This is a genomic window from Alphaproteobacteria bacterium (assembly GCA_019635875.1).
Classification (GTDB): Bacteria; Pseudomonadota; Alphaproteobacteria; order Reyranellales; family Reyranellaceae; genus JAFAZJ01.
In genome coordinates this window covers 102,262-122,582 of record JAHBYP010000011.1, presented here as the reverse complement: position 1 = coordinate 122,582, position 20,321 = coordinate 102,262, and the positions used below count along the sequence as shown (strand labels likewise).

Here is a 20,321-nt window from a genome sequence, read left to right as displayed (position 1 = left end):
CATCGACGCCTATCGCGAGGCGCTGGCCCGCGAGATGGTGACCATGGCCGACGACGACCAGCGCCAGATGCTGCAGGACCTCAGCGAGCGCCGGCTGGCGAGCTTCAGCACCCAGATCGAGCGCCACAGCGCCGCCGAGCGGTTGCGCTGATACGACCACGCCGGCGAACGGCGCATCGCGCAGATGCAGGCCGACGCCCGTCTGCACTGGAGCGACGACGCCCTGCTGCGCCGCGCCCTGGGCACGACGCGCGCGGAGGTCAACGAACAGGCCGAACGTCACCACTGGGACTCCGCGCTGACCGAGGCAACGCTGCGCCGGCAGACCAGCCGCACGCTGGTGTCGGCGATCGAGGCGGCGGTCGAGCGCGACCCCGAACGCGCGCGCTCCCTGCACACGCGCTACGAACAGCACATCGAGGCATCAGACCGAGCCGCCCTCGACGCGCTGCTCGCCGAAGCGCAAACGCGCGAGCACGCCCGCCAGGCCAGCATGGATATCCTGAACGCCACGCCACCGGAGAACGAGCCGTCGGTGCCGCAGTGGCGCCTGCGACAGGCCGAAGCGATCGCCGATCCGGCGACACGCGCCGCCACCATCCGCACCCTGCACAGCGCCGCCGCGGCCGACGAGGCCCGCGCCCGGACCCTGGCCGAGCAGGTGCTGGCGCGTGTGCTGAAAGACGGGCTGACCGACACCTCGCAGATCCCGGTGCGCGACTGGGTGAAGCTCGATGCCGACCACCGCCAGGCGATCGAAACCCGTCTCGGCCACAACGCACGCGGCTCCGAGCCGGCACCGAACCCGGCGTTGGTCGTCGAACTGGCGACCGAGATGACCGAGGCGCCGCACATCTTCGCGCGCCGCGACCTTGTTCCTGCTGTCGCGCGCCTGCCACTGCCGCAATGGCAACGCTTCCACGACTGGCAGGCCGGCATCAGGCGCAATGACCCCGCAACTGAAGATCAGCTCTACGCCATCAAGCGCGGCCTGCGAATCGCAGAGAAGATGCTGCCGGCAAGCGGGGCTGACGAGGCTACGAACGCCCGCGCCGAACTGGTCGAAGAGATCGATACAAAGCACCGCATCGCCGGCAAGCGTCCCGACGACGCCGACATCGCCGATACGGTCGCGCGGCATGTTCCGACCGAGCCGCGCTCAACGCAGACGCTCGAATGGAATCGGCGAAGTACAATCGAAAGCACGCCGCTGAGCTTCGTTCCGTCTCTTCCGCCTCCAGGCGATCGGCCGGGTATCCATCGCGTTCAGGCGAATCGCGCGACCGCACCAAGCGCCGGCACTCTGGCAGAGTTGCGTGCGCTCACAGTGATTGCTGAACGCGCCACAATCGCCGCCCAACGTGAGCTCGCCGCCGCCATGACTCGCGCCGCCAACGCCCGCGCCGCGCTCCAGGCCATCCCTTCGAGCAATGCGGCCGCGATGAGCGTCGCTGTGCAGGCGTTGCAGGCGGCAAACAGGGCTTTGGAGGCCACCGCCAGGGAACATGCCGAGCTCCGGGAGTGGGAAGCCGACCTCAGGGCAGCGATGGCTGACTGGGGCTATGCCTTCTCCGGGCAACGCTTCCCGCCGCGGATTGCGCAGAAGAACGAGATCGCCGAGGCCGCGCGGCTCGGCTTCGTGCCGACGGATGCCGCACCCATCGACGCGCAGGGCCGGCAGGTCTTCGTCAATCCAAGCACCGGCGAGCATATCGTTCGCGCGATCGATCCCAGGACGCCAGGCGCCTGGGAATTGTTCGACGCGAACCTGAACTGGCAGGGATTCCGCGACCGCACGCTGGAGGAACGGTACCCCGATCCGCCGCTGAGGCAGTTCTTCCCGCACGCCGTGGCGATGACGCCGGAGGAGAAGAAGTGGCAGGAGAAAGTGCGGGCGCGCCAAAGAGATCGGGAGATACTGAGGGCGAACGGCGTGGCCGAGGACCTGTTGCCGCCCGAACTTCCGCCCGAAGATCCGGAAGAAAAGGCGCGGAAAGACAAGGAAGCAGTGGCAAGGGCCGAAGCCGAAGGGCTGGCGGAAGAGAAATACAGTGAGCTTGCCAAGAAATATGACTGGAAAGCCGAGAGCCAGAGGGCACGCCAGGCCATCGACAATCTGGATATGGATCTGGAGGACTTCATCTCGAAGTTCAAAAAGGGCTCGATACGTGCAGAAGTCGATACGGGGCTTCGCGCAAAAGGGCGCTCTGTACGACACGCGCTTGATCATCCCACGGAAGGGCGAAGGATGCGAAAGTTGCTCATGCAAGAAAGGTTCGACAAATGACCCATGCCATTGATCGGATGACATCGGCGGGGCGGACGGATATTGGACCGTTGGTCGGGGGACACTGGCATGAGTAAGACGGACCAGCCGGGCGATGCCGTCGACATGAGATGGGCCAGCACTCGCCTGCGGATGGCCAGGATGGTCCATTCGCGTGGCTGCGAGGCGCTGGTCGATCATATCGTCCTGTTCTACGCACCCTTCTTCCCAGAACTGTCGCTGGTCCTTGAGATCGGGCGGGCCTTGGAACGAGACCTGGGACGACGGGAGACCGGCACCCAACTCGTCGAATGGCGACTGGTCGAGGTCTTGACGCTCGACGTGCTGCGAAACCAGAACCCTGACGGTGCTGAAGTTTATTCCGAGTGGATCGACGGGAAGGGAAGCTCTTTTGGCACGACCTTCCGGCCGGAAACCTCGCTGCCGATTCGGCGGCGATTGGTGACCCTCCGGAACGACGGCGCGATCGACGATAGCTCGTGCTGGTACAGCGCCAAGCTCCGCATGGTCCGCATGATCGACGCGCCGGTTGACGACATGTTCGACGACCAGGTGCACACGTTCCGGTCGACGGATTTCGATGCCGCGCACGCCAGAGCGATCAGGCTTGGTCGAGCGGAGGAGTCGAGCTTCGTGAATTGGAATGACCAACGCGCGCAATGGCGGCTGGCCCAGATCCTGTCATTGAACCTGCTCGGCTCGGGTGAATTGGGCGACGCCATCGACGTCCACAGCGAGCCGGCCCCAATGCAGGACACCGACCGTGTCCCATTCGACACGGTGTTTCATCCTGAGCGATCGAAGCCGCGTTCGACCGGCGTCTGAGTTCGCTGCGGTACGGGTCCAACCAGACGCCCCGCTGGTGTGAGCCCGTTCGCCGCAAAGTTGCGGGGTGTCGCGGGCCTCCGGTGACGCATCCTGTGACCCACGCGGTCCATCGCCTGGGCTTTCCGGAGCCGTTTCCAAATTGGGGGAAGTTCATCTTCCATCGGCAGGAGAACTTGCCGCTGGTCGATGACTGAATGGATGGCGTTCAAGCAATGCGACCTCTCATGAGCGCTGCCGCGGAACCCGCTACAGGAGCGCCATGTGGTCGGCGATGAACCGGGCGCCGACCAGGGCGTTGCCGGCGCGGTGCGCGGCCGGCGCGAGGTCGGCGAAGCGGCGTTGCAGCGCGTCGGCGGGGCCCGGCGCGTACATCTCCATCGTGGCCTGCAGGATCTCCTGCGGTGTGTTGCCGATCGAGGAGAAGCCGCGCAGGCCGAAGGCGCGCTCGTTGTGGGTGGATTTCATGGCCTCGTCGGCCATCGCCGCGGCGAAGCGCAACGTCCGTCCACGCCGCTTCAGCGGCCGCGGCAGAAAGCGCGAGCTCGGCCCCAGCGGCGGCGCGCCGAACAGGAAGGCGTAGTTGGTGATCAGCGCCGGCCTGCCGAACAGATGCGGCATGAACATCGGGCCGGAATTGGTGCCGATGTAGAAGCGGCAGCGCGCCGCCAGCCAGACGTCGAGCGCCGCCGCGCGCGCCGGGCTGAGCGCGTAGTCGATGACACGGTCCATCGGCGGCAGCGGCGTCATCGACGGATCGCCCAGGCGCACGATCCAGTCGCCGCGCGCCGTGACGGCGTGGATCGCCGGCAGGTAGTCGGCGATGCCGAAGGCGCGCTGCCGATGCTCGACGTCGCCGTGATAGCCGCTCTCGCGCACGTGCAGGCAGACGAAGGACGCGTCCTCTGGCAGGCCGATGGCGCGCGCCCCGGCGCGACCTGCCGCGATCTGCGCCTCGTCGAGGCCGAGCAGCGGCCTCTCGCCGTGACGCATCCGCCACAGCCCCTCGATGACGTTGCAGGCCTCGCGGGCGAAGATGGTGTCCTGGCCGGGCCACGACAGCAGGTCGAAGTTGCGCAGGCCGGTGCCGCAGACCATCGGCGCCAGGCCGGCCACGCGATCGGGGTCGGTCTCGATCGCGATCTCGCCGGCGTATTGCCGCAGCAGGGCGGCGTTGGCCACCGCCCCGGCGCGCGCCACCACGACGATGCGATCCCACGCCGCGAGGCCCAGCCGCTTCAGCTTGACCGGATACTGGATGAGACCGATATGGCCGATGTTGCGGGTCCATTCCTCGCCCAGCAGCAGGTCCGCGCTGGCGCCGTGGCGCCGCTGCCATTGCGCCTGCAGCACCACCTTGTGGCGCAGCACGGTCATGGCGCTGGCGAAGTCGCAATCGATGTTGACCAGGTCTTCCGCCAGCATGGTGGCGGCCTCGATCGGCAGGCCGTCGGCCGCCGACTCGTCGTGCCCGATCTGCTCGAGCAGCAGGGCCGTCGGCCTCGGCCGGCCCGACGGCGAGGTGTCGCCCGTGCCGGCGTAGTGGCGCAACAGGGCGACGTAGCCGGGCAGGGCGGCCGCGACATCGCCGCGCCGCGCCGCCGCGCGCTCGGCGGCCAGCGGGGCATGGGGGTCGATGGCCGGGTCGGGCCTGTCGCGCCATGGCCACAATCCGGCGAACCAACCCGGCATGTCGATGTCGATGCTCCGTTGCCGCCCTGCGGCGCCCGATGCGCCGACCCGCTGGTGGCCAGCGGCGACGCTCTCAGATGAAATGCGAGCCCTGATCGTCGGGGACGACGATCGACAGATGATCCGGGTAGATCAAGTCCAGCGCAGTCGCCAGATCGACGTGCGTGACCGCCCCGACCAGGGCATCGGCGTCGAGCCCGTGTGTTGCGGCATCGGCATTGAGAAGCTTGTCCAGGCCATCGGCCGCACCTGCCAGTGGCGCCGCCGAAGCGATGCCGATCTGGCCGTCGCCGTTGAGGTCCTGCTGGAACGCGGTCTCGTAGGATTGCAGGCTGAAGTCGGTGGCGCCGACGACGGGGATCGCCGAGGCGACGTAGTTGCCGTCGCTGGCGACGTTCCACACGGTGTACTGGTCGGCGCCGGTGACCTTCCAGGCGACCCTGTAGCCGCCGCCGGCCACGGCCTCGGCGGCGATCGGCATCCACGGCACGCCGAACTGGCCGACGACGAAGTCGGCGCCGCCGAACTTCAGCGACGGGCCGTTGCCGCCGCTGTCGTGCAGGAAGTAGCGACCGGCGGCCTCGACCAGGTGCGTCGCGCCGTTCGCCTCGATGGTCTGGAACAGACCCATTGTTCCATCCGCAAACTGCAGGAACTCGACGTTCAGGAGGATATCGAGGCCATCCGGTGCACCCGCCCGCAGGTCGAGAACCTGGCGGGAGCCGTCCGAGAGGCTCGTGATGGCGTACTGGGCGCGCAGCCCGCTGTAGACAGCGACGTCGAAACCTTCGCCGCCATCGATGAAGTCGTTGCCCGGGCCGCCGACCAGGATGTCGTCGCCCAGACCGCCGAACAACGTGTCGTTGCCGCCCTCGCCCTCGAGCCGGTCGTTGCCGAGGCCGCCGAACAGCTGATCCGCGCCGCCGCCGCCAAGCAGGGTGTTGGCGATGTCGTTGCCGACAATCGTGTCGGCGCCGGCGCCGCCGATCGCGTTCTCGATGTAGGAGCGTGCGTCGCCGTTGTAGAGCAGGGCGTTGTAGACGTTGCCGGCGGCATAGTGCTGGCCGGGATTGAGCACATCGAGATCGGAGCGCTGTGCCTGCGAGGTGATCGACCATTGCCCGGGCCGCAGGTCGACCGAGACGCCGCCGGCATAGTTGGACAGGTCATAGGTGTCGACGCCGCCGCCGTCCCAGATGGTCATCAGCACGCGGTTGGCGGCGCCGCCGATGCCGCCGCCCGGCGCGCCCTGGCCGACGCCGTTGACGCTCATCTCGCCGGTCAGGGGGTTCCAGCGATAGACCGTGTCCGTGGCGTTGGTCGTGAAATCGGCGCCGTAGAGGTACTGCAGAGCGGCGATGTCATACATCATCAGCGTCTGCGGGCCGCCATAGGTCTCGACCCGATAATAGTCCGCGGGACCGCCGACATAGCTGCGGTAGGTCATGACCGAGAACTCGAGGCCGTCGCGGTCGGCGGGAAGCGCGCCATAGGGCGAAGCCTCGTGGCCGTGGCTCAGGCCCATCGCGTGACCGAGCTCATGGATGTGGGTCGACCACACATAGGTGCCGACCACGGGGCTGCGGTAGTCGTAGGCGTTGCCGAACCAGATGTCGCCGGCATAGCCGCCCGCGCCGGGCGCCGGGTAGTAGGCGTAGGCCGTGGGATTGGCCCAGGACGACTGCGCCACCCGGATGTCGGCGGTGTTCAGCGCGCCGTTTGACGGGTTCGCGACCTCGCTGATCGACACCGCGATGACCGATTCGAAGGAGCCATAGCGGAACACCGGCCCGCCGGCCTGCGAGCTGGTGCCCTCAAGGATGTAGCGCACGGCCTGGCGCTGCGCGTTCGAGATGGCGGCAAAGCCGCTGCTGACCTCGCCATAACCGGCTTCATAGTTGCTGGCCAGGGTGGGGAAGCTGTAGGTGACCGGACCCGACCACTTGTAGCTGCTCAGCACGCCGTTGGCCGGCGAGGTCGGCGTGCCGCCCAGTGTCGTGCCGACGGCCGCGTCGTAGGGTGGCGGGATAGAGGCGGGGTCCAGCAACCCGGTGCTGGCATCCTGTATGGAGCGGCAGATCAGGCAGGAACACAGCACGTTGGCGTCACACCGTAGCCGGCCGGATGTCCGCGCGACCGGCGCGGTGAATCCTCAATGGGTCAGTTGATCGTCTTATTGCGTTCACCACGCAACTCGGTCAATACCAGGAAGGTCCACTTTGAAGCACAAAAGTTTACTATATATATCATAAAGTTAATCAGGCAAGCTAACAAATAAGTGGAGGATTTGCGAGTCGCGTTCGTCGGGTCCTGCTTCCTGTTCCGGGGCGCAGTGGAAGCCCGCCTAGCCCGCAAGTGGCCGCCTCGACACGCGTAGGGGTGGAAATAACGCCTGTGCGCGTAGCATCACTTGCCCCTGTCGAGCACCGCTAGAGGTTGAAATCGCGTCGGCGCGGCGCCGTCTCTATCTTGCCGGGACGGAGATACCCATGACCGTCTCGAGCAGCACGAACAAGATCATCGGCAATGGCAACGGCGTCACGACGTCGTGGCCGTTCTCGTTCAAGGTCTTCGATCCCGAACACCTCGTCGTCACCTACACCGACGCCGGCGGCGACGAGACCACGCTGGAGCCCGGCGACTACGGCGTGAGCCTGAACGCCGACCAGGATTCCAGCCCCGGCGGCACGGTGACCTACGGCCCGGCGATCGCCGGCGGCACCAAGCTCACCATCTTGCGCAGCGTGCCCTACACCCAGGCGATCGACCTCAAGAACCAGGGCGGCTTCTTCCCCGAGGTGCTGGAGCGGGGCATCGACCTGATGGTGATGCAGGTGCAGCAGCTGCGCGAGCAGCTGGCGCGCGCGTTGAAGCTGTCGCCCTCGCAATCGGCGATCGGCGAGCTGGAAGCAACCGACGCGGCGCGCGCCAATACCTTCCTCGGCTTCGGCCCGACGGGCTCGCCGACACTGTTCACGGGCCTGGCCGCCCAGGCGGTATCTTCGGCGATGCAGCCGGTGGTCACCGCGGCCTCGCTGGCGCTGGCGCGTGCCGCCCTGGTCGTGCCCGGCCTGGGCGCCAACAGCTTCACAGGGGCGCAAACGCTGCCGGGCAATGCCAGCAACCCGCTGGAGGCAGTGCCGAAGCAGCAGGCGGAGAGTATCGCGTCGGTGGCGGCGGCCGCCGCAGCGCTGGCGGCGATGCCGGTCGGCACGCCACTGTGGTGGCCGACAGAGACGCCGCCGGCCGGCTACCTGGTGCGTGACGGATCGCTGATCAGCCGCACGACATATGCAGCCCTCTTCGCCGTGCTGGTGACGACATCGGGTTACACCGGCCAGACGTTCGCGGTCACGATCGCTTCGCCCGGAGTGGTCACCAAGGTGGGGCACGGCTTCACCGGCGGCGAGCGACTGCGGCTGTCGACGACCGGGGCGCTGCCGACCGGGCTGAACACGACGGACGACTTCTTCGTGATTTTCATCAATGCCGATACGTTCCGGCTGGCGACGACGGAGGCGAACGCGGCCGCGGGAACCGCCGTCAACACGTCGGGCGGCCAGAGCGGCTCGCATACCTACATGCGATCGCTGTTTGGTCTGGGTGACGGCTCGACGACGTTCAAGTTGCCGGACGATCGCGATGTCTTTGTGCGGGGTAAGGCCGCCAGCGGCCGCGCGATCGCATCCTACCAGGCGGACGACAACAAGGCGCATTCACACCTTGTCGACTATCAAGCAGCCGTTCTCGCTGGCGGTGTGGGTGGCAATGCCATCAACCAGGCCAACAATGCTTCGGTTGCCACACAATCCTCTGGCGGCACTGAGACGCGGCCTAGGAACCGCGCATACCTGCCGATTATCAAATACCAGTGAGGATCAAGGTCGTGAGCGCACCCATCCTGTTTCACGTCGATCGCTTCGGCGCCTTCAATGGCGCCACGTCCACAGCGCGCCGCTCGCCCGCTGACGAGGGCGAGGTGTGGCTGATCCCCGAGGGTGCCACCACGAAGGCGCCGCCAGTGCCGCAAACCGGCAAGGTCGCGGTGCTACACACCGGCACTTGGTCGGTGGTCGACGATCATCGCGGTTTAACGGTCTACGACAAGGCGACCGGTGCCGCGCGTGTGATCGAGGCGCCCGGATCGATCGGCGAGGACGAGACACCCGAGGGACCTCCCACTCCGCTGCATCGCTGGTCGGGCGACGGCTGGGCGCTGCCGCTCGATGATGCGAAGGCGTTGCGCCTCGCTGAGGTTCGTGCCGAGCTGACGCGCCGCAACGCCCAGGGGTTCACCTACGGGGGCGTCGTCTACCAGCTCGACGAGGCCAGCCAAGCCCGTATCACCGCGCTCGTGACCAAGGCGACCATGGTGCTGTTGGCTGTGCCGGGAGCGACCTGGGCCGAGGACTTCGTCTTCATCGCGCACGACAACAGCGGCGTGCCGTTTACGGCGGCCGGGTACGTTGCGTTCGCCAATGCCGCATCCGAGGTGGTGATTGCCCGTCGGCTCAGGGCACGGGCGCTGAAGGACCGCGTTCTCGCCGCATCGGATACCGACGTGTTGGCGGCGATCGACGTCACCAGGGGCTGGGATTGATGGCAGCCCTCCCTTCCAAGGCCGAGAAGCTGGCGCACAATGCGGTCCTGACGCTGTTCGCGCGCGCCGCCATGGTCGGCACCTGCGCGCTGGGCGGGTGGAACCTCAAGACGACGGTGGAGACGCAGTCGGCGGTGCAGCGCGTGCCCGACCAGCTCGTCGTGCTCGAGGCGCGCGTCAACCAGCGACTGGTGCCGCTGGAGGGCCGCCAGATGACACAGTCCGACCGGCTGCGCGACCAGGACGCGAAGATCGACATGCTGACAGACAAAGTGACGCAGATCACCGTGCAAGTGGCGGTGCTGGTCGAACGGATCAATGCGCTGATCGAGGACCAGCGCCGGCAAACGAAGCGCCAATAGGAGACCGGACATGCTCACCGAAATGCAGCTGCGTGCCATCATGCCGGCGGCCCGGCCCGCCGCCATCGCCGCCTGGATCGGCCCGCTGCGCGAGGCCATGGCGGCCAACGCCATCGACACGATCGAGCGCATGGCCGGCTTCCTCGCCTCGGTGGCGAACGAGACCGGCCAGCTCAACGCCACGGCCGAGGCGAGCTACTTCAGCACGCCGCACGAACGCATCGTCGGGCTCTTCGGCATCGCCGCGCCCACCCCGGCGCAACTCGCGCTGTGGAAGTCCTTCGGCCGCGAGCGCTTCGACGTCGCGTTCTTCAACTGGGTCTACGACGACGCCAATCGCGGCGGCCTGTCGCTGGGCAATGACCGGCCGGGTGACGGCTACCGCTATCGCGGCCGCGGCCCGGGCCAGATCACCGGCAAGCGCAACTATCGCGCCGTGTTCCGGCGCATGGGGCTGCCCGAGGACAGCGACCCCGACCTGCTGCTCGACCCGGCGCGCGGCGCCGAGGCCTTCGGGCACTATTGGAAGGCCGCCGGCAACAACGAGCGCATGGACCGGGGGGACTTCCTCGGCGCCATGCGCGTGATGAACAGCGGCCTGAAAGAGTTCACCGCCCACCAGGCGCACTTTGCGCGTGCGCTGAAGGTGCTGCAGGCAACCGAACCGAAGCCGGCGCCGGCGACGCCGACCGAGGCGGCCAAGCAGGTGGTGACTGGGAAGACGGGCGCCGTCGCCGTGACCGGCGCGGTGGCCTCAACCATTACCGTTGCCGACGCCGTCACCAGGGTCGGCGAGGTGCGCACCCTGGCCGATGCTTCCAAGGGCTTCCTCGGCACCTTCCTGCCGTCGCCGTGGACGGAGATCGGGCTGGGCGTGCTGGTGGTCGCCTGCCTCGCCTACGTGCTGTGGCGCTACGGGCGGAAGCTGCTCAACGGCGAGGCGGTGAGCACATGACCCTCATCTGGACCTTCCTCGGATCGCGGCTGGGTCAGTGCGCCCTGATCGGCGGCGCGGTGGCCCTGGCGATCGGCCTGGTGCTGCTGTGGGCTTATGGTGAGGGCAAGACGGCCGCGGCTGCTGCGGCCACGGCTGCGGCGCTGGAGCGGACGGCGGCTGCGGCCAGAGCCCGAGCGAAGGTGAAGCCCAACGACCAAGGAGCGATGAATGCGGATCCCTTCAATCGCGATCGTCGCTAGTCTGCTACTGGCAGCCTGCACCGGGACCGTCGACACGGCGTGCACGGCGTTCCAGCCGATCACCTACAGCGCTGCCAGCGACTCGGCTGAGACGGTGACGCAGGTGCGCCAGCACAATGCCGCGTGGTCGACGCTATGCGAGTAAGTCAGCGACGGGTTTGCGTGCGCAGGGCACGCTAAGCCTCTTGGCAGCACGGTTACACCAGCCCAGTTAGATACTGACGCATGCCCAAGGGCGATAACCGATGGATCGGACGAGCTGAGGGTCGTCAGTGAGAAAGATCATGTCCCGAGCCGTGGTGTAGCTGACGGAAGGTCAGAGCGGCGCATCCAGGCCGGAGCCGGATCAATCAGGCGGCCACGGCGGGCAGCCCGATGATGGGATCATCGCTGACGGGCGCGATGCTTTCCAGAGTGATGTAGTGGGCGCGCTGGACGGCCCACTCGTCGCTCTGCTCGAGCAGGATGGCACCGACGAGGCGGGTGATGGCGTCCTCGTTGGGGAAGATGCCGACGACGTCGGTGCGGCGCTTGATCTCGCCGATCAGCCGCTCGATGGGATTGGTCGAGTGCAGCTTGGCGCGATGCTGGGCGGCGAAGCTCATGTAGGCCAGCACGTCGGGCTCGGCGTGGTCCATCAAGACGGCGAGCTTGGGGAGCTTGGGCTTGAGCTGATCGGCGACGCGGCGCCACTGCTGCTTGGCGGCCTTGGTGTCGTCCTGGGCGAAGGCGGTGGCGATGAAGGCCGAGACTACACGCCGCCCGCTCCTGCCGGCGTGCGCCAGGGCATTGCGCATGAAGTGGACCCGACAGCGCTGCCAGGTGGCGGTGAAGATCTTGCTGGCGGCCGCCTTGATGCCCCCATGGGCGTCGCTAGCTAGCTTGAGCCTATTCCGAAAGTCAGGAATCGGTAGGGGATTCCCGGAAAGGCTGAAGTGTGATTCAGACTGCTGGCTGGGCGTGAGGAGGTCAGCGGCGATGGGGCGACCTTTCCGTGGATATTCGCGAGCGAATGATGTCAGCCTTCGTGGCGGGTCTGTCGCGCCAAGCCGTGGCGGTGCGCTTCGACGTCAGCGCGAGCAGTATGGTCAAGCTGGTGCAGCATCATCGGCGCACCGGCAGCCTGGAGCCCAAGAAGCCGACACGGCGCAAGCCCTATGCATTGGCAGGCCGTGAGGAACTGGTTCGCGCGCTCGTGAGGGCTCAGCCGGACATGACGCTCGATGAGTTGCGGGCGGCCTTGGTGGCGCAGGGCGTTGCCGTTGGCCGCAGCTCAGTCAATCGTTACCTGCAGTCACTGAGCCTGACGCTCCAAATAAGTCGCTCCAGGCTGCCGAGCGGGATCGGCCCGACGTCGCCGCGAACCGGCAAGGCTGGACTGAGAGCCGGGCGCAACTCGACCCGGCGAAGCTCATCTTCGCCGATGAAACCTGGATCAAAGACCAACATGGCGCGCCTCCGGGGTCGCGCCCCACGCGGTCAGCGCCTCATCGGTCGCGTCCCGCATGGCCACTGGCAACCAGCACCTTCCTCGCCGCTCTGCGCCACAACGCCATCACTGCACCATACGTCATCGATGGGCCCATCAACGGTGAGACTTTCCTCGCTTGAGTCGAACAGTTCTTCGTCCCGACCTTAGCGCCCGGCGACATCGTCGTCATGGACAATCTCGGTTCCCACAAAGGCCCCGCGGTGCTGGCCGCCATCGAACTGTTGGCGCACGCCTTCTGTTCCTGCCTGCCTACAGACCCAACTTCAATCCCGTCGAGCAGGTCTTCGCCAAGCTCGAGGCCATCCTGCGCCAACTTGCCGCTCGCTCTCTTGAGTCTCTCTGGGCTGGCGTCGGCCTTCTTCTGCTGCGCTTCTCCTCCGTCGAATGTGCCAACTTCTTCGCCAACGCTGGCTACGTTCCTGTCAATCGGAATCCGCTCTAGGAGCATATGCTGAATGAGAAGTGAACTCAGCATTGTCACGCTGGCGGTTGTCAGGCGACTCAATAAATGCAGGCAATAGATTGGGGTCCCACTCAAAGCCGCTCGAAATACGACTTGCCGCTCGTGTAGTGGTGCTTGTCGGTCGCCAGGTTGCACTGCGCGATGGCGCGGAAGTCGACGCTGAACCGGATCTGCTCGGTGCGGTTCTCCGCTGCGCCGTGGATGAGGGCGCCGGAGAAGATGGCGGCTTCACCCGACGTCGCCACCAGCGGGCGGCTGGACGACAGCTCGACGCCGCCGACGATCCGCTTGGGCGCGTAGAGGAGTCCGATCCAATGACCGACGGAGTACCGCGCCACGTCGGCGCTGTCTTCCTGGACCGTCTGGATCGCGTCGTCGGGGATCAGATGGCTGTCGGGGACGTAGCGCATGGCGTTGTCGACCGACACGTTGCGGATCGGCACCCAGAAATTGACCGACGCATCCATGTCGGGGCCGTAGAAGCTCTCGCGGTGCCAGCCGATATGCTCCTGGCCGCTGGCGCTCCTCGGCCGCGTGGCGCGCAGATAGAGATTGGTCTGGATCAGGATCGCGTCGGTGCCGAGGATCGCCGCCAGCTCGGCGCGGCGGTCGTCCGCCAGCCGTCGCGCCATCTGGCGGCGGTTGAGCTCGTCCTGCGCCTCGGCCACCAGCGCGCGGTACACGTCGGCGGCCATGTCGACATAGTGCCCCGTCGGCTGGGCGAAGAAGTAGCCGGTGACGGCCTGGAGCTCGGCCAGGAGCGCGCTGTCGGCGAGACGCGAAATCGCGATCGCCGAGGTGCCGGGCGGGAAGGCCGGGAGCAGCTTCGAGCGGTCCTGCATCATCGATCCACCCTATATCAGCTCTGCGGGTAGGTGGGCACGGTGACGAAGGCGAAGCCCAGCGGTGCGAGCCTCGCGGCGATGGTGGCCGCGACGGCGGGCGCGACCGCGAGAATGACAGTCGCACCCGCTGGCGCGTCGCGCGGCGCGACGATCGGCACGCCGTCGAGGCTGCGGCCGGTCTTGCCGGGGTCCTCGTCGATGTAGCAGTCAGGCGAAGTGGGCAGCTCGCTCGCGATCCAGGTGCCCACGATCGAGGAGCCGAAGATGCAGAGCGGCCGGTTTCGCGCTGCTTCCCTGCAGATGTCGGCCACCGCGAACAGCCAGTCGACCTGGCGGCTCGCATCGAGCAGATCGGGCGCAGGCTCGGGCGATTCTGCGACTCCTTGGCAGGCGAGCAGCATGCTGAGCTCCTTGGCAACCCAGCGCTGGCTGACCGAAACCGGCACCAGGCCGGCCTTCGCACCGACCGTTCGCAGGGCCTGGCGGTCGAAGTGCAGCAGATGGTCGGCGACCAGAAGATCGTAGGGATTCGCCTCGCGATCCGGCACCTCGATCAGGATATGGCCGCCGGGCGCGAGCTTGCCGGCCAGCAGCGCGAGCATGTCGATGGGCGTGGGGACATGCTCGAGCGCATGCATCAGGACGATGAGGTCGTAGCGACCGGACGGCAGGCCGGCGGGATCGTCGGTGTAAAGCCGATCGAAGCCGGGGATCGTCGACAGCACGGGCAGCGCGCGATCGTCCTGGTCGAAGCCGTCGATCGTCCAGCCCGAAAGCACGCGCGATGCCGCCAGGCTCGTCGGCCCCTTGCCGCAGCCGAAATCGAGGATGCGCCCGCGCGCCGGCGCCGCGACCGATGCCCGGTAGCGGCGCAGGACGATCTCCGAGCGCGGTGCAAACGCGCTGCCGTCGCCGCTGCGCACGGCCTGCTCGGCTCCGCCGCTCAGGCCATAGCTGTCATAGGCTGCGTAGATCCGCGCGCAGTCCGCGCGCCATCGCAGCGTATCCGGCTTCTGGACGGCGCCGCAACGCGCGCACTGGCCAAGCTCTCCGCCGCTGTCGAAGGGCCGGCAATCGGACGTCACCCGTCGCAACCGGGCGAACTTCGTGACCGGCTGCAGGCTCGATGCGCCGCAGACGACGCAGTGCTGCGCCATCACCGTCAGCGCGCCGCGACCTTCACCCGCGGCTGGTGGAACTCGTACGGCGGATAGTCGGCCTTGATGTCCGACACCACCTCGACGATCGCCGGCGCGTCGGCGGCCAGCGCTTCCTTGAGCGCGCCCTTCAGGCCGGCGGCGTCCTTGACCTGCCATGACGGCACGCCGAATGCTTTCGCGTAGCCCTGGAAGTCGGGGTTGGTCAGCACCGAGCCTGAGTGGCGGCCGTCATAGAGCCGCTGCTGGTCGCGCAGCACGTTGCCGTAGCTCGCATTGTTGACCACCACGGTGACCAGGTTGATGCCGAACTGCACCGCGGTGGCCAGATCGGAGCCGCCGAACAGGAAGCCGCCGTCGCCTGTGACCGACACGACCTTGCGGTCGGGGTTCGCCGCCTTCACGCCCAGCGCCGTCGGGAAGCCGTAGCCCAGCGTGCCGGAGAAGCCCGAGGAGATCAGCGTGCGCGGCCGGTACACCGGGTAGCCGTACCACACGATGTAGGCGACCTGCGTCACCTCGTCGACGACGATGCCGTCCTCGCCCAGCGCCTCGCGGATCGCCTCGACCATGCCGTATTGCGGCTGCGCCTTGCCGATCTGCGCCAGGCCGGCCGCGCGCGCGCCGGCGATCTCGTCGCGCCACGCCTTGCCGTCGGCCTTCCTCGACAGCGCCTCGATCAGCGCGCGCGTGCCTTCGGCGGCGTCGGCGACGATCGCGACATTCACCGCCAGCCTGCGGTGCTCGGCCGGGTCGATGTCGATGCGCGCCACCTTCAGCCCGGCGGGCGAGGGCACCCAGCGCGACAGTGGCACGTCGAGCCGCGTGCCGATGCCGATCAAGAGGTCGGTCTTGTCCCAGAGATGAAAGCCCTGGACCGTGTTGAGCGAAAGGTCATGGCGCGAATCGACGACGCCCTTGCCGGTGCGGAACGACACGACGGGCGCGCCGATCTTCTCGGCCAGCTCGAGCACCTCCTTGCCGGCGTCGACGGCGCCGCCGCCGACCCAGATCATCGGCGCCCTGGCCTCGCCGATCAGCTTGGCGAGCGCGACGATCTTGTCGGAATCGGGCACCGGGTTGGCACGCTTGCCCAGCGGCTCGACCGGCGTGACGTCGGCGCTGGCCGAGAACATGTCCCAGGGCATCTCGACGGCCACCGGACCGGGACGGCCCGACAGCATCGCCTGGAAGGCGCGCGCCATGACGTGCGGCGCCTCGGTGGGATGCTCGATGCGTTCGGCGAACTTCACCAGCGTCTTGAGCGTGGCGAGCTGGTCGGGCATCTCGTGCAGCTGGCCGCGGCCGCGGCCGATCATGGCGCTGGGCACCTGGCCGGTGATGCACATGACCGGCGCGTTGACGCCCCACGCCGTGGTCAGCGCGCCCATGGTGTTCATCACGCCGGGGCCGGGCACGACGGTGTAGGCCGAGGGCTTGCCGGTCGAGAGCGCAGAGCCCAGCGCCATGTAGGCGGTGGTCTGCTCGTGGCGCGCGTTGATCACCTGCATGCGGTTGGCATTGCGCGCGAAGGCGTCGAACAGCCCGTACATCTGCACGCCGGGCAGGCCGTAGATGGTCTCGACGCCGTGCCTGAGCAGGGAATCGACGATGGCGTCGCCGCCGGTCATGCGGGGCATGGGGTACTCCTTTCAATTCTACCTTCCCCCGGAGGGGGAAGGTGGCGCGCAGCGCCGGATGGGGGATGTCGACGACGAACGCAGGAGTCCGTCTTCGACATCCCCCATCCGCCCTTCGGGCACCTTCCCCCTCCGGGGGAAGGTATATCCTATTGCGTCGGCACCGGCGCGGCGGGATCGAGCAGGCCTTCGCGCACCAGCTCGGCCCACAGATCGACCGGGATACGGCGGCGCATGTGGGCGACGTTGTCGGCGACCTCCGCGGCGCTGAGCGCGCCGGGGATCACCGAGCACACCGCCTCGTGCGCCAGCGGGAACTGCAATGCCGCCGCGGTCAGCGGCACGTCGTGGCGATCGCACACCGCCTTGATGCGGCGCGCGCGCTCGACCATCCCGGGCGGCGCGGCGACGTAGTTGTAGGTGTCGCCGCCGGCCAGGATGCCCGAGTTCAACGGCCCGCCGAGGATCACCGAGGCGTTGCGCTTGACGCATTCCGGCATGAACTCGGCCAGCGCGCCCTGCTCGAGCAGGGTGTAGCGGCCGGCCAGCAGCACGCAGTCGAAATCGCCGGCCTTCAGAAAGCGCAGGCTCATGTCGGCCTCGTTCAGGCCGACGCCGATGGCGCCGACGATGCCGGCGCGGCGCAGCTCGTCGAGCGCGCGCAAGCCGCTGTCCATCACCTGGCGGAAGCGCTGCTCCAGCACGTCGCGATCCTGCGTCGTCCAGAAATCGACGTCGTGCACCAGCACCACGTCGATGCGCGCGATGCCCAGCCGCAGGTGCGAGTGCTCGAGCGAGCGCATCACGCCGTCGTAAGAGTAGTCGAAGGTCGGCAGGAAGCCGGGCAGGCCGTTTTCCCGGAACTCCGGCGGCGGCGTCTCGCCGGGCTTCTGCGCGTGCAGGATGCGACCGATCTTGGTCGACAGGACGTAGCTCTCGCGCGGCTTCTCGCGCAGCGCCGCGCCGAAGCGCAGCTCGCTGCGGCCATAGCCGTAATAGGGCGAGGTGTCGAAGAGATTGATGCCGGCATCGTAGCCCGCGGCGACGAGGGCGGCGGCGTCGGCATCGGGAATGGTGGCGCGGAAGCCGCCCAGCGGCGCGCCGCCGAGGCCCAGCTCGGTGACTTCCAGCGCCGTCTTGCCGATCCTGCGGCGGGGCATGGTGGATGATGTCATGGAACCTGTCGTCCTGAGCGCAGCGAAGGACCTTGCGGTCGTGCGAACCTACACCACGCGGGTCTGACCGCAACACCGCCGGGTCCTTCGCTGTCGCTCAGGACGACGGCGCGCATTCAGCCTTTCGCCAGCTGGCGCTGCAGATCGGCCCAGCGGTCGAGGATCGGCATGAGCTTGTCCTCCTTCTCCGCCGGCAGGCTGAAGGTGACGCGATCGACGCCGATCGAGCGCACATAATGCAGCTTCTCGATGTCGTCGGGGACGCGGAAGATGGTGATCGGCAGCGAGGCGGGGTCGCGCCCGGCTTCCTTTGCCAGCACGCGGAACTTCTCCAAGGTCTGGCCGATGCCGCTCTGCTCGAGTCGGTCGGCACGCGGGATCCAGCCGTCGCCGTAGCGGATGGCGCGGCGCGCGGCGTAGGGGAAGGCGCCGCCGACGATGATCGGTGGATACGGCTTCTGCTTCGGCTTGGGCCACTGCTTCATCTTGTCGAAGCGCACGAACTCGCCGTGATACTCCGGCTCGTCGTTGGTCCAGATCGTCTTCATCGCCTCGAGGCGTTCGCGCGCCAGCTTGTGGCGCGACTCGAAGACGGTGCCGTGATTCTCGATCTCGTCCTGGTTCCAGCCATTGCCGACGCCGAACAGGAAGCGGCCGTTCGACAGCTGGTCGATCGACGAGACCATCTTGGCGGTGATTATCGGATCGCGCTGCGTCAAGAGCGCGATGCCGGTGCCGATCTTGAGCGTCGTCGTCACCGTCGCCGCGGTGTTGAGCACGAGGAAGGGGTCCATGATGTCGTAGTAGGGCCGGATCAGCGGCCCGCCCGAGGGATACTCGGACTTGCGCGAGGAGGGGATGTGGGTGTGCTCGGGCACCCACAGCGATTCGAAGCCGCGCTCCTCCAGCGCCTTGGCCAGCGGCGCCGGCTGCATCGAGTCCGTGGTAAAGAACATCACCCCGCCGATCTTCATGCTTGCTACTCCTTCCCCAACCGCCGGCGGATTGTGCGCCGAGCAATGGCTGGCGCGTCAAGCGCACTGTGCGGGCGGGAGCCGTGCGCCATGGCCGCTCTCGCCGCCGCGAATCGCCACCGTCGACAATGCGCCTCGATCGGCGATATCGTCGGCGCCGCTGCACCGTTCACCCTGACTGTCGAAAGCCGGAGGGGGCCGATGCGTTTCGCGATCCGGATAGCCACGGCATGGCGGCCGCTTTTCGCACTATTCGGCTTTCGGCCGGAGTCTTCATATGTCGAGCTGGACGACCAAAGCCTCGTGGTGAGCTTCGGCACCGCGAAAGAGTCAATTCCATTGCAGAAGATCGCAGGCGCATCGCGGCGCAATTGGCCGTTCTTTTATGGCCTCGGTCCGAAGCTCGGCCCCAAAGGTGGCGTCTCCTATGTCGGCAGCACTAGCGATGTGGTGGAGATACGCCTGGCGGAACCGTGCGAGCTGAATGTCTGGGGACCGGTCAGGCGCAAGAACGCCCGGTGTGTGACGGTGTCGATCGAGAATGCAGACGCCTTTGTCGACGCACTGCAGACGGCCATCGCCGTTCGCTGACGAGGGTACCCTGTCATCCCTCGCTACGACCGGGATGACAGTCGCGTTCGAACAACCACACGCTGATCTACGCCGCCTTCTTCACCAGGCTGGCGATCTCCGGCAGGCGTACGTCGACGCGCTCGGCCTTCTGGCTGCCGAGGTTCAGCACCAGGCGGTGCACGCCGAGCTCGGCGTAGCCCTGCATCGCGTCGGCCGCCATGCTCATCGGCGGCGTGATGATGATCTGGTAGTCGGGTGAGCGCTTGCGGCCTTCCCTGGCGAAGGCGGCGTCGAGCTTGGCGAGCATGCCCTTCGTCCGCTCGGGATCGAGGTTGAAGCCGTACCAGCCGGCGCCGAAACGCACGGCCCTGCGGAAGGCGGCGTCGGCGTAGCCGCCGACGATGATCGGCACGTGCGGCTTCTGGATCGGCTTGGGATCCAGCCGCATGGTCTCGAACTGCACCCACTTGCCCTTGAAGTCGACCACCGGCTCGGTCCACAGCTTGCGCATCACCGTGAGGAACTCGTCGCAACGCGCGCCGCGATCCTCCCAGCGATAGCCGCAACCCTCGACCTCCTCCTTGTTCCAGCCGACGCCGATGCCGAAGTCGAAGCGGCCGTCGCTCAGCCAGTCGAGCGTCACGACTTCCTTGGCGGTGTAGATCGGGTTGCGCTGCGGCACCAGCGCCACGCCGGTGCCGAAGCGCACCCTGCTGGTGACGGCGGCGAGGTAGCCGAAGGTCGCGGTGACGTCGAGCATGCCGCCGCCCTCGGGCACCGGGATGCGGCCGTCCTTGGAGCCGGGATAGCCGTAGGTGTTCTTGTCGAACAGCGCCACGTGCTCGCCCATCCAGATCGAATCGAGACCCATGCCTTCGGCGCGCTTGCCGAAATCCCTGATCATGGCGGGCGTCGCCTGGGGCGACATGAAGGTGGCGAAGACTCCGATCTTCATGGCTGGCACTCCTTCAGTGCTGGTGTTTTTCGCTGGCGGTCAGGCGGGCGATGTTGGACCGTGCCGGGCGGCCGATCAATCACG

At 67.4% G+C, this 20,321-nt stretch carries 16 protein-coding genes and 2 pseudogenes; 9 read left to right on the top strand and 9 right to left on the bottom strand.

All coding sequences use genetic code 11. From position 1 onward, the window contains the following. Positions 1-184 precede the first annotated feature (184 nt). Together KF889_28105 and KF889_28100 are read left to right on the top strand one after the other, a co-directional pair. Positions 185-2,287, top strand: a complete 2,103-nt coding sequence (locus tag KF889_28105) for a hypothetical protein (GenBank protein MBX3503325.1) — start codon at positions 185-187, stop codon at positions 2,285-2,287. Positions 2,288-2,356: 69 nt separating this feature from the next. Next, positions 2,357-3,112, top strand: a complete 756-nt coding sequence (locus KF889_28100) for a DUF4288 domain-containing protein (protein MBX3503324.1) — start codon at positions 2,357-2,359, stop codon at positions 3,110-3,112. 249 nt (positions 3,113-3,361) lie between these two features. Here the strand turns inward: KF889_28100 and KF889_28095 are convergent, their stop codons facing one another. Continuing rightward, on the bottom strand, positions 3,362-4,804 hold the full coding sequence (locus tag KF889_28095; GenBank protein MBX3503323.1) for a TIGR04372 family glycosyltransferase: 1,443 nt from the start codon (positions 4,802-4,804) through the stop codon (positions 3,362-3,364). Positions 4,805-4,877: 73 nt separating this feature from the next. Further along, positions 4,878-6,851: a M10 family metallopeptidase C-terminal domain-containing protein gene (locus KF889_28090; GenBank protein MBX3503322.1), complete on the bottom strand. Its 1,974-nt coding sequence runs from the start codon at positions 6,849-6,851 to the stop codon at positions 4,878-4,880. Between the two features lie 442 nt (positions 6,852-7,293). Here KF889_28090 and KF889_28085 point away from each other — a divergent pair, with 442 nt between their 5' ends. Genes KF889_28085 through KF889_28065 form a run of 5 tightly spaced genes read left to right on the top strand, consistent with a single transcriptional unit; the run spans position 7,294 to position 10,963 of the window. Next, the gene (locus KF889_28085) at positions 7,294-8,679 is read left to right on the top strand and encodes a tail fiber protein (protein ID MBX3503321.1); all 1,386 of its coding nucleotides are present in this window, start codon (positions 7,294-7,296) and stop codon (positions 8,677-8,679) included. A gap of 11 nt (positions 8,680-8,690) precedes the next feature. Continuing rightward, positions 8,691-9,404: a DUF4376 domain-containing protein gene (locus KF889_28080; protein ID MBX3503320.1), complete on the top strand. Its 714-nt coding sequence runs from the start codon at positions 8,691-8,693 to the stop codon at positions 9,402-9,404. Beyond that, complete coding sequence (locus KF889_28075; protein ID MBX3503319.1) at positions 9,404-9,766, top strand: hypothetical protein; 363 nt, start codon at positions 9,404-9,406, stop codon at positions 9,764-9,766. Before KF889_28080 ends, KF889_28075 begins: the two co-directional genes overlap by 1 nt. A 10-nt stretch (positions 9,767-9,776) precedes the next feature. Next, complete coding sequence (locus tag KF889_28070; GenBank protein MBX3503318.1) at positions 9,777-10,721, top strand: hypothetical protein; 945 nt, start codon at positions 9,777-9,779, stop codon at positions 10,719-10,721. Next, positions 10,718-10,963, top strand: coding sequence for a hypothetical protein (locus tag KF889_28065; GenBank protein ID MBX3503317.1), 246 nt, complete (start codon positions 10,718-10,720; stop codon positions 10,961-10,963). Before KF889_28070 ends, KF889_28065 begins: the two co-directional genes overlap by 4 nt. A 350-nt stretch (positions 10,964-11,313) precedes the next feature. On the opposite strand, the pseudogene KF889_28060 reads toward KF889_28065, so the two are convergent. Then, a pseudogene (locus tag KF889_28060) lies at positions 11,314-11,844 on the bottom strand (transposase). A gap of 131 nt (positions 11,845-11,975) precedes the next feature. On the opposite strand from KF889_28060, the pseudogene KF889_28055 reads away from it, so the two are divergent. Beyond that, a pseudogene (locus KF889_28055) lies at positions 11,976-12,897 on the top strand (IS630 family transposase). A 92-nt stretch (positions 12,898-12,989) separates the two neighbouring features. Here KF889_28055 and KF889_28050 read toward each other — a convergent pair. The 5 genes from KF889_28050 to KF889_28030 form a co-directional block, all read right to left on the bottom strand. Beyond that, complete coding sequence (locus KF889_28050) at positions 12,990-13,763, bottom strand: phytanoyl-CoA dioxygenase family protein (GenBank protein ID MBX3503316.1); 774 nt, start codon at positions 13,761-13,763, stop codon at positions 12,990-12,992. A gap of 14 nt (positions 13,764-13,777) precedes the next feature. Next, on the bottom strand, positions 13,778-14,920 hold the full coding sequence (locus KF889_28045) for a class I SAM-dependent methyltransferase (GenBank protein ID MBX3503315.1): 1,143 nt from the start codon (positions 14,918-14,920) through the stop codon (positions 13,778-13,780). Positions 14,921-14,925: 5 nt separating this feature from the next. After that, on the bottom strand, positions 14,926-16,560 hold the full coding sequence (locus tag KF889_28040; protein ID MBX3503314.1) for a hypothetical protein: 1,635 nt from the start codon (positions 16,558-16,560) through the stop codon (positions 14,926-14,928). 149 nt (positions 16,561-16,709) lie between these two features. Then, positions 16,710-17,735: an aldo/keto reductase gene (locus KF889_28035; protein MBX3503313.1), complete on the bottom strand. Its 1,026-nt coding sequence runs from the start codon at positions 17,733-17,735 to the stop codon at positions 16,710-16,712. A 116-nt stretch (positions 17,736-17,851) separates the two neighbouring features. Then, complete coding sequence (locus KF889_28030; protein MBX3503312.1) at positions 17,852-18,709, bottom strand: LLM class F420-dependent oxidoreductase; 858 nt, start codon at positions 18,707-18,709, stop codon at positions 17,852-17,854. A 90-nt stretch (positions 18,710-18,799) separates the two neighbouring features. On the opposite strand from KF889_28030, the gene KF889_28025 reads away from it, so the two are divergent. Beyond that, entirely contained in the window at positions 18,800-19,300 is a 501-nt protein-coding gene (locus KF889_28025) for a hypothetical protein (protein MBX3503311.1), read from the top strand. Positions 19,301-19,367: 67 nt separating this feature from the next. Here the strand turns inward: KF889_28025 and KF889_28020 are convergent, their stop codons facing one another. Then, positions 19,368-20,237 carry an LLM class F420-dependent oxidoreductase gene (locus KF889_28020; protein MBX3503310.1) on the bottom strand — a complete coding sequence of 290 codons (870 nt, stop codon included), beginning with the start codon at positions 20,235-20,237 and terminating at the stop codon, positions 19,368-19,370. Positions 20,238-20,321: the final 84 nt, after the last annotated feature.

Coding starts and splice junctions, on each gene's coding strand:
- KF889_28105 (MBX3503325.1), top strand. CDS start 185: ATGCAGGCCGACGCCCGTCTGCACTGGAGCGACGACGCCCTGCTGCGC.
- KF889_28100 (MBX3503324.1), top strand. CDS start 2,357: ATGAGTAAGACGGACCAGCCGGGCGATGCCGTCGACATGAGATGGGCC.
- KF889_28095 (MBX3503323.1), bottom strand. CDS start 4,804: ATGCCGGGTTGGTTCGCCGGATTGTGGCCATGGCGCGACAGGCCCGAC.
- KF889_28085 (MBX3503321.1), top strand. CDS start 7,294: ATGACCGTCTCGAGCAGCACGAACAAGATCATCGGCAATGGCAACGGC.
- KF889_28075 (MBX3503319.1), top strand. CDS start 9,404: ATGGCAGCCCTCCCTTCCAAGGCCGAGAAGCTGGCGCACAATGCGGTC.
- KF889_28070 (MBX3503318.1), top strand. CDS start 9,777: ATGCTCACCGAAATGCAGCTGCGTGCCATCATGCCGGCGGCCCGGCCC.
- KF889_28065 (MBX3503317.1), top strand. CDS start 10,718: ATGACCCTCATCTGGACCTTCCTCGGATCGCGGCTGGGTCAGTGCGCC.
- KF889_28050 (MBX3503316.1), bottom strand. CDS start 13,763: ATGATGCAGGACCGCTCGAAGCTGCTCCCGGCCTTCCCGCCCGGCACC.
- KF889_28045 (MBX3503315.1), bottom strand. CDS start 14,920: ATGGCGCAGCACTGCGTCGTCTGCGGCGCATCGAGCCTGCAGCCGGTC.
- KF889_28040 (MBX3503314.1), bottom strand. CDS start 16,560: ATGCCCCGCATGACCGGCGGCGACGCCATCGTCGATTCCCTGCTCAGG.
- KF889_28035 (MBX3503313.1), bottom strand. CDS start 17,735: ATGACATCATCCACCATGCCCCGCCGCAGGATCGGCAAGACGGCGCTG.
- KF889_28030 (MBX3503312.1), bottom strand. CDS start 18,709: ATGAAGATCGGCGGGGTGATGTTCTTTACCACGGACTCGATGCAGCCG.
- KF889_28025 (MBX3503311.1), top strand. CDS start 18,800: ATGGCCGCTCTCGCCGCCGCGAATCGCCACCGTCGACAATGCGCCTCG.
- KF889_28020 (MBX3503310.1), bottom strand. CDS start 20,237: ATGAAGATCGGAGTCTTCGCCACCTTCATGTCGCCCCAGGCGACGCCC.